The organism is Stutzerimonas sp., assembly GCF_982611455.1.
The window spans coordinates 84,960-97,417 of sequence record NZ_CEXBBO010000002.1 but is presented as its reverse complement, the minus strand read 5'-3'; the positions used below and the strand labels follow the sequence as shown (position 1 = coordinate 97,417).

Below are 12,458 nucleotides of genomic sequence, written 5' to 3'. Positions count from 1 at the left end.
AACCTCGCCAGGGAAAAATCATGATCACCGAAACCGCTCAGGACCGTGCGCTATTGCACTTGGCTCAAGCTTTGCGCGAGCGCGGCTATCACTTCATCACCCCCACGCCGCTTACCCACGAGCGGGTCAACCAGCGGATCGAAAACGAACTCGCCACCGACATGGCTGGGGTTTTCGGCTGGAGCCGGCCTTTTCAGCACGAGCTGCTGCCGCCGGCGCTTTTTAGCTTGATGGACCAGGCCGGCGTTCTCGCACCCTGTGATGCGCGCTGGCGCAGCCGGGTGCGGCTGTCGAGCCTCGACGGCCAGCTGTTCCTGCATTCGGCGTATCCCACCGATTCGCCGGATTCGGTTTTTTTCGGGCCGGATACCTACCGCTTCGCCAATGCCATCCAAGCGCACCTGAACAATCACCCGGGGAATATTCGTCGCGCCGTAGACATCGGCTGCGGCTCGGGCGCTGGTGCGATTCTTACCGCTCTGGCGCGACCTCAGGCCGAAGTGCTGGCGGTGGATATCAACCCTTCGGCCCTGCGCCTGACGCGCATCAACGCCGCGCTGGCCGGTGCCCACAATGTGCGTGCCAAGCACAGCGATCTGCTCAACGATGTCGAAGGCGAGTTCGACCTGATCCTGGCTAACCCGCCTTATCTGATCGATCCCGACGAGCGCGCCTATCGCCACGGCGGCGGTCCGCTGGGCGCGGGGCTGTCGCTGGCAATATTCGACAGCGCGCTGAAGCGCCTGGCGCCGTGCGGCACGCTACTGCTTTATACCGGCGTTGCGATGGTGGGCAATCAGGATCCATTCTTCCGAGAAGTCGGTCAGCGCCTCGAAGGCCGCGGACTGGAATGGACATACCGGGAAGTCGACCCGGACGTGTTCGGCGAGGAACTGCTCGACGGCGTTTACACCGAGTGCGATCGCATCGCCGCTGTCGTGCTCGAAGTGACCCGACCGGCGGATTGAGTGGCGTGCGGCGCGTTACCCGACACCGCGTGGAAAACGCTTCGCGGTTTTCCACCCTACACCGGCAGCAACACCAGACACACCGACAAAGTGATCAGCGAACCGAGCGTCGAATACAGCACCACTCGCGACACACGCGAGGCCTCGCGGCCATAGAACTCGGCAAGCATGTACGGCCCGGTGCCGGTGGGCAGCGCGCTCAGCAGCAGCGCCGAATAGGCCCAGAGCGTTGGCAATTCGAAGACCTGAAATGCCAAGTACCAGGTGATCAGCGGTTGCACTACCAACTTCAGCGTTACCAGCGGCCAGACTCCGGTGACCTTGCCCGCGGGTTGCGGCTGGGCGAGAAACAATCCTAGCGAGACCAACGCACAAGGCGCCGCCGCCGCGCCCAACAGTTGCAGCAACGTCGCCAGCGGCACCGGCAGTGCCACCCCACTCGTCGCCCACAACCCGCCGAGCATCGGCGCCACCACCAGCGGGTTGCGCAGTAGCGCGCCGCAGACCTTGCCCAGCGTCCGGACGAAACCCTGCCCTGCATGCAAGCCGGTTTCAACGCAGGCCAGGGCGATGGCGAACAGCACGCAGACCACGATGATCGACGCCACCATCGCTGGCTGCAGCGCCTCATCGCCGAGCACCAGCATGCACAGCGGAATGCCGATATAGCCGGTGTTGGCGTAGGACGCGCCGAGCGCATCGAGGCTGGCATCGACCAAGGGCTGCTTCTGCAGCAGGCGGTAACCGAGCGTAAAGCCGAACACACCGAGGCAGCCTACGGCGAAAGCGGTGATGAAACCCGGTTGCCAGAGCTGCGCCCAAGTCGAGGTGGCGACGACGTTGAACAACAAGGCCGGCAGTCCCAGCCAGACAACGAAACGATTCAGCTCCGACGCACCGGTCGGCCCCATGCGGCCGGTGCGGCGGCACAGATATCCCAGGAAAATGAGCGCGAAAACCGGCAGGACGACATTGACTACGGCGGACATGGTTTCTCAACGGCAGGCTCACCGACAGCAGGCTGGCGGCGCGGGACGGTGGAGGCCGGAACGAGCCGGCGGCAAACCTTAGCAAAAATAAAGGTCTTCGCGGGGTGTCGTGAGCGGTGGGGACGACGGACTGGTACGTTCGAGGGTACGGCTGATTCGAAGCTTTGGTTTTCAAGCCGGTTATCGAGTTTTTTGGTAGTGCGGTTTCGCCCTGCTGGGCGAGTCACTTTTTCCAAACGCGGAAAAAGTAACCAAAAACGCTGTGCCCCTGCATACGGCCCCGGCTGCGCCGGGGTTCGTTTACTCCATCGCCGCTCCGAGGGTCGCCGTACAAGGGCCATCCATGGCCCATTACGGCTCTCGCCGCATCCATGCGGCTCGCCCCTCTCCGCAACGATTCCGCTCACCCTCCTGATGGGGCGTTTTGCGTCGTCTGATAGTCCATGCGAAAAGAGCAAAAGAGAGGGTCCAGGCGACTCGGACATCTGTCCCATTCAGAAAGCTGGCGTAGACGCTGCGCAGGGGGACGCGAGGCATGAATGCCGAGCGAGTCACGAAAGGAAGGGGGACTCACGCAGGGATGCCCTATCGTTAAGGCTGCCTAATTCGGATCCCGGAGCAACGTCCAAAGCGCCTTGCTCGTTTGCTAACAGCCGAACCATCAGACGGCACCGAACGCCCCATCAGAAGGCCGAATGGAATCGCTGTGTAGAGGGTTGAGCGGCATGGATGCCGCGAGAGCCGTGAAGGGCCATGGATGGCCCTTGCGCGGCGACCCTCGGAGCAGCGATGGAATGAGGGAAGTCGAGCGCAGCGAGACCCGGATGCAGGGGCAAGCGTTTTTGCTTACTTTTTTCGCGTTTGAAAAAAGTGAGTCGCCCAGCAGGGCGAAACCGTGCCATCAAGCGACTCGCTAATCGGCATGAAACCAAAACTCCCGAACCAGCAGTACCCAACTTGCCAGTCCGGTATCTAGACAGGGCGAAACCCAAGTCCGATTGACCCCAGCGCCGAACGTCTCAGCCGCTCACTAAACCTCAGTGCAGCAAGGTCGACGGACTGTACCCATTAGGCTCAGCACGCATGGCGGCAAACTCCGCCTCGACCCGCCCACGCATGGCATCCGGCGCCTGTGGGAAACCGCTGCGGTCGCTGTAATCCCATTCGGTGACTTCATGGCTTTCATCGGCAAGCCCCCTGGCGCAGGCCAGATCCAGCGCGGTAACGCCGACAACGGCACCGGCGGCCAACGCTGCGTTGATCTGCTCAGTGCCGTTTTCGATGCTCAAGCCCAGCCCGGCCAAATCCAGCGCATCGCCGCCAATGCGGCCGTATATCCAGGGCTTGGGATTGTCCGTCAGTAATAACCCGACGCCAGTCGCGATCTCGCGTGCGCCGCAGGCTCGAATCAGCCCCTCGTGTTCCGGCACGCCAAGAAAACGGGCCAGCTTGCCGGGCATCAGCACCTCGGCCAGACCGAGGCCAATGCTGAACCAGCCAAGCCCGCGGGCCAGGCTGCGGGCGGAATGATTGGTATGGGTCACGCGGTGTGGAACGCTCATATTCAGTCCCTCCTTCGGGGCTAGAAATGCCGGCGCGCGGTTCGCTAACCCGAACCGCCGCCAAACCCTCAGGGTTTGAGTACGACCTTGATGCAACCGTCTTGCTTGTCGCGGAAGGTCTTGTACATCTCCGGACCTTGCTCGAGGCTGACGCTGTGGGTGATGACGAAGCTTGGGTCGATCTGCCCTTCCTGGATGCGCTTGAGCAGGTCGTCGGTCCAGCGGTTGACGTGGGTCTGGCCCATGCGGAAGGTCAGGCCCTTGTTCATCGCCGCGCCGAACGGGATCTTGTCGATCAGCCCGCCGTAGACGCCGGGAATGGAGATGATGCCGGCCGGGCGACACACGTAGATCATCTCGCGCAGTACGTGCGGGCGGTCGGTTTCCAGCATCAGCGCCTGCTTGGCGCGGTCGTACATGGAATCGATGGAGCGCGCCGCGTGCGCTTCCATGCCGACCGAATCGATGCACTTCTCCGGGCCCTTGCCACGGGTCAGTTCCTTGAGCCGCTCGAGCACACTCTCTTCATCGAAATTGATGGTGATGGCGCCACCGGCACGCGCCATGGACAGTCGTTCGGGCACGTTGTCGATGCAGATCACTTGTTCGGCGCCCATCATCACCGCGCTGCGGATGGCGAACTGGCCGACCGGCCCGGCACCCCAAATGGCCACAGTGTCAGTGGACTGGATGTCGCACTGCGCCGCAGCCTGCCAGCCGGTGGGGAGGATATCGCCAAGGAACAGTACCTGCTCATCGGTGAGATCATCTGGAATGACGACCGGGCCGACATCGGCATAGGGCACACGCACGTACTCAGCCTGGCCACCGGCATAGCCGCCGGTGAGATGGGTGTAGCCGTAGAGCCCGGCGGTGGTGTGGCCAAAGACCTTGTCGGCAATGTCCTTGTTGCGGTTGGTGCGCTCGCACACTGAAAAATTGCCGCGCCGGCACTGATCGCATTCGCCGCAGACGATGGTGAAGGGCACCACCACGCGGTCGCCGACCTTTAGCTTCTTGTTGGCCGAGCCGACTTCCATCACCTCGCCCATAAATTCATGCCCGACAATGTCGCCGTGCTTCATGCCGGGCATGAAGCCATCGTAAAGGTGTAGGTCAGAGCCACAAATGGCGCAGGAACTGACCTTGATGATGGCGTCGCGCGGATCCTCGATGGAAGGGTCCGGGACGTGGTTGTCGCAGCGGATATCGTGCTTGCCATGCCAGCGAAGGGCTCTCATGAAAAATCTCCTGATTCGGTGTTCGAAAACGCCGCCGTGGGGTTCTTCCTGATTGATCGCCGCTGGGGCGGCAGCTGCTCCTGACCCGACTGCTGCCATGTGGCAGGGCTTACGGCGTACGTGCTATCCAATTTTTTAGTAAGCGCCGCGTCGGCAGAGTTGCGATAAATCACGCCGCAAGGCCGGAGTCACCGACGGGCTGTCATGCTTTCGTCAGACAAGGACGACGGTGTGGCAGTCTTGGCGGGGCTGGATTGTTGATATCCAGGGGCGGACACCCGTTGCTGCGCCCTCGCGGGCAAGCTCGCTCCGCTCCTACAAAAGCACGTGCAACGCACGGACAGGAGGCGAACTCGATGTGTAGGAGCGACGCCGAGCCCTTGTTCGCGAAGCGGGGCTGCATCCGCTCTCCTAGTCCGTACACGAGCTCAGTATCTCGCAACGCGTCACGGACGACGGCGTGGCGGCTCAGCCCTTGCCGGGGCGGATAGCGGCGTAACCGTTGCGATAACTCGGGTATTGCGGCGTCCAGCCAAGCGCTCGGGCACGTGCGTTGCTGCAGCGCTTGCTGCCGGCGCGGCGCGTCATCGCCTGCTCGGCCCAATGGGTCACGCCGAGGCGCTCGCGTAGCCAGTCGACCACTTCGTGCAGGGGCGCCGGATCGTCGTCGACCCCCAGATAGCAATCTTCCAGATCGCCTCCGCGAAGATCGGTCTGTAGCAGACAGGCCAGAAGCGCTGCGGCGTCGTCGCGGTGAACGCGATTGCTGTACTGCGGCGGTTCGCGATCGACACGAAGGCCAGCGCGAACCTGATTCTGCATCCAGGGGCGAGCGGGATCATAAAGCCCGGCCATACGCACCAGCGTCGTCGGAATGCCGCTGCCAAGCGCCAACCGCTCGGCCTCGAGCATCACCTGGCCGGTGTAGCCAGTGGGCTCGGTAGGAGACGTCTCGTCGATCCATTCCCCCTGGCTCTGCGCGTAGACGCCAGTGCTGGAAAGGAAGATCAACCGCTTGGGCCGCTGACCGCGTTGCTGCAACCAGCCAAGCGCATTTCGCAGCCCTTCGACATAGGCCTGGCGGTAACCGGCTTCGTCAGGCTGACTGGCCGAAGCCGCATACACCAAGTAATCCAGCCGACCATTGGGCCAGCCGCGCGGAACGCCGCCAGCGAACAGGTCTCCCTTGACCGGCAGAATCGGCACCGGTAGGCCCGCTGCCTGGCGGCGCAGGCCGTAGACCGTCCAGCCCGCTCGGCTCAGCTGCAGACCAAGACGAATGCCGACATCGCCGCAGCCGGCGATCATTACAGAAGGACGATTTGCCATGGTCGGTTGCTCCGTAACCGTTGCGGACCACCTAATCGGCCCGCGTAATCGCAGTGTACCGCCGTCCGTGGCTTTGCCGCTGATCAGCTTGCATGGAACGGCTACTGGCCAGTTGGTTCGAACACGAGCAAAGGCTATGCTAGCCAGCACCCTGATGGAAACTCACTATGACACTGACCGAACTGCGCTACATCGTCACGCTCGCACAGGAATCACACTTCGGCCGCGCCGCCGAGCGCTGCCATGTCAGCCAGCCCACGTTATCGGTGGGGGTGAAAAAGCTCGAGGACGAGCTGGGCGTGTTGATCTTCGAGCGAACCAAGAGCGCAGTGCGGCTGACACCGGTCGGCGAGGGCATCGTCACCCAGGCGCAGAAGGTCCTCGAGCAGGCGCAGAGCATTCGCGAGCTGGCCCAGGCGGGCAAAAATCAGCTGGCGACGCCGCTCAAAGTTGGCGCCATCTACACCGTCGGTCCTTACATGTTTCCGCACCTGATCCCGCAGTTGCATCGCGTGGCGCCGGACATGCCGCTGTATATCGAGGAAAACTTCACCCACATCTTGCGCGACAAGCTGCGCACCGGCGAGCTGGACGCGATCATCATCGCGTTGCCGTTCCAGGAAGCCGACGTGTTGACGCTGCCGCTGTACGACGAGCCGTTCTACGTGCTGATGCCGGCCAACCATCCATGGTCCAAAAAAGAAACCATCGACGCCGACATGCTCAACGACAAGAGCCTGCTGCTGCTCGGCGAAGGTCACTGCTTCCGCGATCAGGTGCTCGAAGCCTGCCCGACCACCCGCAAGGGCGAAGCGCCGAGCCACACGACGGTGGAGTCCTCATCGCTGGAAACCATCCGTCACATGGTCGCCTCGGGCCTTGGCGTGTCGATCCTGCCGTTGTCGGCGGTCGACAGCCACCATTACTCCGCTGGCGTGCTGGATATCCGTCCGCTGACGCCGCCGGTGCCGTTCCGCACCGTGGCGATCGCCTGGCGCGCCAGCTTCCCGCGCCCCAAGGCAATCGAAGTGCTGGCCGATTCCATCCGTCTGTGCTCAGTCGCCAAGCCGAACGCCTGAGCCCATGAGCGAGCTGGCGGCGGTCCCGGTCACCGCACTAAAAGGCGTGGGCGCGGCGCTGGCCGAAAAGCTCGCCAAAGTCAGCTTGGAAACGCTGCAGGACCTGCTGTTTCATTTGCCGCTGCGTTATCAGGACCGCACCCGTATCGTGCCGATCGGTGCGCTGCGGCCGGGCCAGGATGCAGTGATCGAAGGTACGGTTACCGGTGCCGACGTGGTCATGGGCCGGCGCCGTAGCCTGCTGGTGCGCCTGCACGATGGCAGCGGCAGCCTCAGCCTGCGCTTCTATCATTTCAGCCAGGCGCAGAAAGAAGGGCTCAAGCGCGGCACTCAGCTGCGCTGCTACGGCGAGGCCCGGCCTGGCGCGTCGGGTCTGGAAATCTATCATCCGGAATACCGCGCGCTCAGCGACACCGAGACGGTTGCGGTAGAACAGACCCTTACGCCCATTTACCCGACCACCGAAGGCCTGACTCAGCAGCGCCTGCGCCAACTCACTCAGCAAGCGCTGGCTCGGCTCGGGCCGCATAGCCTGCCCGACTGGCTACCTGAAGAACTGTCGCGCGATTACCGATTGGCCCCGCTCGACGAGGCCATCCGCTACCTGCATCGACCGCCGCCAGATGCCGACCTCGAAGAGCTCGCCGAGGGCCGTCACTGGGCGCAGCATCGCCTGGCGTTCGAGGAGCTGCTGACCCATCAGCTGTCATTGCAACGACTGCGCGAGAGCGTGCGCGCCCAGCATGCGCCACCTTTGCCGGCCGCGCGTCAGCTGCCGCAACGTTATCTGCACAACCTTGGTTTCCAGCCCACCGGCGCGCAGCAGCGCGTTGGTGCGGAAATCGCCTATGACCTGGCCCAGGACGAGCCGATGCTGCGCCTGGTGCAAGGCGATGTGGGTGCCGGCAAAACCGTGGTCGCCGCACTGGCGGCGCTGCAAGCATTGGAGGCCGGCTATCAGGTGGCGCTGATGGCGCCGACCGAGATTCTCGCCGAACAACACTTCATCACCTTCTGCAAATGGCTGGAGCCGCTGGGTATCGAAGTCGCCTGGCTGGCCGGCAAGCTCAAGGGCAAGGCGCGTGCGGCGTCGCTGGAGCGCATCGCCGCAGGCGCGCCGATGGTGGTCGGCACCCATGCGCTGTTTCAGGACGAAGTGCAGTTCAAGCGGCTGGCCCTGGTGATCATCGACGAGCAGCACCGGTTTGGCGTTCAGCAGCGGCTGGCGCTAAGGCGCAAGGGCGTCGACGGTCGGCTGTGCCCGCACCAGTTGATCATGACCGCGACACCGATTCCGCGCACCCTGGCCATGAGCGCCTATGCCGATCTGGATACATCGATCCTCGACGAACTGCCGCCTGGGCGCACCCCGGTCAATACGGTGCTGGTGGTCGACAGCCGCCGCCTGGAAGTCATCGAGCGAGTCCGTTCGGCCTGCAACGAGGGGCGCCAGGCGTATTGGGTCTGCACCTTGATCGAGGAGTCCGAAGAGCTGACCTGCCAGGCAGCGGAAACGACGTTCGAGGACCTTTCGGCTGCGCTCGGTGGGCTCAACGTCGGCTTGATCCACGGCCGCATGAAGCCGGCGGAAAAAGCCGCGGTGATGGCCAAGTTCAAGGAAGGCCGGCTGCAATTGCTGGTGGCGACCACCGTGATCGAGGTGGGCGTCGACGTACCCAACGCCAGTCTGATGATCATCGAAAACCCCGAACGCCTCGGCCTCGCTCAGCTGCATCAGCTGCGTGGGCGAGTCGGCCGCGGCAGCGCCGCCAGTCACTGCGTGCTGCTCTATCATCCGCCACTGTCGCAGATCGGTCGCGAACGCCTGGCGATCATGCGCGAAACCTGCGATGGCTTCATCATCGCGGAGAAGGATCTGGAACTGCGTGGCCCCGGCGAAATGCTCGGCACGCGGCAGACCGGACTATTGCAGTTCAAGGTCGCCGATCTGATGCGCGATGCCGACCTGCTACCGTCCGTGCGCGACGCCGCGCAGGCGCTGCTGGCGCGCTGGCCGCAACACGTCAGTCCGCTCCTGGAGCGCTGGCTGCGCCACGGCCAGCAATACGGGCAGGTCTAACGCTCGTCGGTAAACTCAAACCGCACTAAACCTAAGGCTATACTGCGCCGAACGAGAATAAGACGGATCTGCTCATGAACTCGGCTGTCGACACAACAAAAGAAATTTCGCTTCCGCCAATGATCGTCCAGCTGCTGGACAAACTGGCGCTTCCTTATCGCACCTGTGAAGAGCGGTTGGGACTGGACCCGGCCAGGCGCGTGCAGGCGGTATTGGTCGATGACGCAATTGGCGCGCTGCTGGTGCTTTATCCTCGCGATCATTTGCTCGACCTGCCACGCCTGGTGGAGCTGACCGGACGCCAGTTGGTGGCCGTCAAGCCCGAGCGGTTGACGCGCATGCTGGCCAAGCACGACCTGCAAGTGCTGCCCGGTCTGCCGCCGCTGACCAGCTCGCCCTGCCTGTATGAGGAGCGGCTGCTGCAGCAGCCGGAGCTATTGATCGAGTCCGGCCAGCCGGGTTTACTGCTCGCGCTTTCCAGCAGCGATTTCAAGACGCTATTAAGCAAGGCCAGCGCCGGTCAGTTCGCCGTGCCGCTGAGCGGCATCCGGCCCAACCTCGATCGTCCCGACGACGATAGCGCCGAAATCACCCAGGCGATGCAAAGCTTCACCGCGCGGCGCATCCAGAAGCGCCTGGAAGAAACCATCGAAATTCCGCCGTTGGCACAGACCGCGCAGAAAATCATCAAGCTGCGTGTCAACCCCGACGCTACGATTGACGACATCACCGGCGTGGTCGAGACCGACCCGGCGTTGGCCGCGCAGGTGGTCAGCTGGGCCGCTTCGCCGTATTACGCCGCGCCGGGCAAGATCCGCTCGGTGGAAGACGCCATCGTGCGCGTCCTCGGTTTCGATCTGGTGATCAACCTGGCGCTGGGCCTGGCATTGGGTAAATCCCTGAGCCTGCCCAAGGACCAGCCGCAGCAGGCCACGCCGTACTGGCAACAGGCAATCTATACCGCAGCGGTGATCGAGGGCCTGAACCGCGCCATTCCACGCGTTCAGCGCCCTGAGGCGGGCATCAGCTACCTCGCAGGGCTGCTGCATAACTTCGGCTATCTCGTACTCGCGCACGTATTTCCACCGCACTTTTCATTGATCTGCCGGCACCTGGAGGTCAACCCGCAACTGCACCACAGCGTCGTCGAGCAGCATCTGCTGGGCATTACGCGCGAGCAGATCGGCGCCTGGCTGATGCGTTACTGGGGCATGCCGGACGAGCTGTCGACCGCGTTGCGCTTCCAGCACGACCCGGACTACCAAGGCGAGCACGCCAGCCATGCCAACCTGGTCTGCCTGGCGACACGCCTGCTACGCAACCGTGGCATCGGTTCCGGGCCCTACAGCGAGATCCCGCAAGGACTGTTCGATCGCCTCAGCCTGAGCCGCGAGAAGGCCAACGACGTGGTGAACAAAGTGCTCGACGCCGAAGCCGCGCTGCGCGCGTTGGCGATGCAGATCCATCCGCCGCAATGACCTGACATAAGCCCTGCGGCGGCGCCAATCGCGGCGCTGCTGCGTGAGGACTGGGTATTCTCTAAGCGCCGCGACGCCTAGCCACCGGCGCGAAAACTCACCCGCGCGTCCACCAGACCATCGCCAACCTGGCTGATGCTGACCTCGGCGAGGCTCGCGCCTGCCGCCTGTAGCTCGTCGAACCAGCGCAGCAGTATCGCGTAGGAAACGCCGGGCAAGGTCACTTGCAGGCTACCGTCATTGCCGTTGTCGAAGCTTTCGACGGTCAGCCCGCTCTGCTGCGCACTTTGAGTCACCAGCCCTTGCAGTTGCTCGGGCGCCAGAGAGATCGGATTGCTTCGCGACATCTGCCGGGCCAATTCGGTGTTCTGCTCCAGATAGGCGTACAGCTCACGTTGCTGTTGAAAATACGTTTGCGCGTCGCGCACCCGCTGCTGCGCCGGCTGCCAGAGCAACACATAAAACAGGACCACCAGCAGGAAGGCGCCAAGCAGAGTCAGCGACAGACGCTCGCGAGGCTGCAGGCGCTGCCAGCGCAGCCACAGGGGAGATTCGGCGAGACGCACTTGCAGCTGTTGTCTCAGGTTCATCCTCTGCCTCCAATCACTACGCGAGCACTGACGGCATCTCCGTCACGGCTGGCCGAGCCCAGCTGGACGCTCTCGCCGGTTTCGCCCAGGCGTTGACGCAGCTGTTCCAGCGCCGCGAAATCACTGGCGCGGACCTGCAAGGCGAGGTCGCCTCGGGCCTCGTTGTAGTCAAGCTGACTGATCGATACTGGAATGCCTTCGGCCATGGCCAGCGCCACTTCATTGAGCAGGCGCATGAATTCGGCCGAGGTGCCGGTGCTTTGGCCGATGTGTTCGTCGAACTGCGCACGCAGGTTGACGATGCGCCGATCCTCGGGAAACAGCTCGGTATAGAGCGCATGGCTGGCTTCGGCGTAGCGCTCGGCCTGGCTGTCCAGCGACCAGGCCTGGACCAGGTTGAACACCAGCTGCACCGCCAGCACCAGCGCCAGCACGATCAGCACCGGCTTCCACTGGCCCAGCCCGCTGCCCGCGGCCTGTACGGCGAAGTCGCCCTGGGCCAGATTCAACGCACCCGCGCGTCCCGATGCGAGAAAGCGGTAAGGGTCGTCCAGTTGCTGATAATCGTCGAGTGGCTCGGGCGCTTCGGCGTGGGTGCCATGACCGTGACGAGGCGCGGGACATTGCGCGGCCAGATGCGGCCATTGGCTGCTGTCGAACGCCAGCCTGGCTTCGGGGCTGCCACCCAGCAGGGCGCGCCCATCGATAAACAACAACTGGGTGCCGTCGCGTGGCAGCAGATCGGCATCGACATGAATGGCGACGATCGTCAGCCCCAGCGCTTGCAGGTCTTCCAGCCAATCCGCAAGCAGCTGGCGGCGGATCGCAATGACTCGGCGACGGCCGTCTTCCAACGCATCGCCGTGCGTCAGGTGCAGGTCGTCGACGCTCTCGGCAAGCAGTTCCTCCACCGCGTAGGCCAGCGCCTGGCTGATCCAGCGTGCCTTGCGCGTCGGCAGATTCACTGCAAAGTAGCTGCAGACTTCCGCAGGCAAGATCAGCGTCACCGCCGCGAGTGCCTGCTCGGCGCAGGTTGCCAACGAAACCCAACCACCCTCGCCCTCTCCCCGCAGCCAGTAAACCTGGGTGTCAGAGCCGAGCCGGGCGCCGCTATCGGCAGGCAGAAACAGGCAATCCATCGG

General features: G+C 63.5%; 10 protein-coding genes. 4 read left to right on the top strand and 6 right to left on the bottom strand.

Annotation, left to right across the window (positions count from 1 at the left end):
• Positions 1-20: 20 nt before the first annotated feature.
• Positions 21-968, top strand: coding sequence for a methyltransferase (locus tag AC2LD7_RS01705; RefSeq protein ID WP_484596130.1), 948 nt, complete (start codon positions 21-23; stop codon positions 966-968).
• Between the two features lie 56 nt (positions 969-1,024).
• Here AC2LD7_RS01705 and AC2LD7_RS01700 read toward each other — a convergent pair whose 3' ends face one another.
• From AC2LD7_RS01700 to AC2LD7_RS01685, 4 genes are all read right to left on the bottom strand, one after another.
• Positions 1,025-1,957: an AEC family transporter gene (locus AC2LD7_RS01700; protein WP_484596129.1), complete on the bottom strand. Its 933-nt coding sequence runs from the start codon at positions 1,955-1,957 to the stop codon at positions 1,025-1,027.
• Positions 1,958-2,994: 1,037 nt separating this feature from the next.
• Entirely contained in the window at positions 2,995-3,519 is a 525-nt protein-coding gene (locus AC2LD7_RS01695; protein ID WP_484596128.1) for a transcriptional regulator, read from the bottom strand.
• 68 nt (positions 3,520-3,587) lie between these two features.
• Positions 3,588-4,760 carry a zinc-dependent alcohol dehydrogenase gene (locus AC2LD7_RS01690; protein ID WP_484596127.1) on the bottom strand — a complete coding sequence of 391 codons (1,173 nt, stop codon included), beginning with the start codon at positions 4,758-4,760 and terminating at the stop codon, positions 3,588-3,590.
• Positions 4,761-5,228: 468 nt separating this feature from the next.
• Positions 5,229-6,089 (bottom strand): Rossmann-fold NAD(P)-binding domain-containing protein, encoded by an 861-nt coding sequence (locus AC2LD7_RS01685; protein ID WP_484596126.1) that lies wholly within the window; start codon positions 6,087-6,089, stop codon positions 5,229-5,231.
• A 167-nt stretch (positions 6,090-6,256) separates the two neighbouring features.
• Here AC2LD7_RS01685 and AC2LD7_RS01680 point away from each other — a divergent pair, with 167 nt between their 5' ends.
• From AC2LD7_RS01680 to AC2LD7_RS01670, 3 genes are all read left to right on the top strand, one after another.
• Positions 6,257-7,168, top strand: a complete 912-nt coding sequence (locus AC2LD7_RS01680; protein WP_484596125.1) for a LysR substrate-binding domain-containing protein — start codon at positions 6,257-6,259, stop codon at positions 7,166-7,168.
• A 4-nt stretch (positions 7,169-7,172) separates the two neighbouring features.
• Positions 7,173-9,248, top strand: coding sequence for an ATP-dependent DNA helicase RecG (recG, locus tag AC2LD7_RS01675; protein ID WP_484596124.1), 2,076 nt, complete (start codon positions 7,173-7,175; stop codon positions 9,246-9,248).
• 74 nt (positions 9,249-9,322) lie between these two features.
• Positions 9,323-10,726: an HDOD domain-containing protein gene (locus tag AC2LD7_RS01670; protein WP_484596123.1), complete on the top strand. Its 1,404-nt coding sequence runs from the start codon at positions 9,323-9,325 to the stop codon at positions 10,724-10,726.
• Between the two features lie 77 nt (positions 10,727-10,803).
• Here AC2LD7_RS01670 and AC2LD7_RS01665 read toward each other — a convergent pair whose 3' ends face one another.
• Positions 10,804-11,316 (bottom strand): type II secretion system protein M, encoded by a 513-nt coding sequence (locus tag AC2LD7_RS01665; protein WP_484596122.1) that lies wholly within the window; start codon positions 11,314-11,316, stop codon positions 10,804-10,806.
• Positions 11,313-12,455, bottom strand: coding sequence for a type II secretion system protein GspL (gene gspL, locus AC2LD7_RS01660; RefSeq protein WP_484596121.1), 1,143 nt, complete (start codon positions 12,453-12,455; stop codon positions 11,313-11,315). The genes AC2LD7_RS01665 and gspL overlap by 4 nt, the downstream gene beginning before the upstream one ends.
• Between the last annotated feature and the right edge of the window lie 3 nt (positions 12,456-12,458).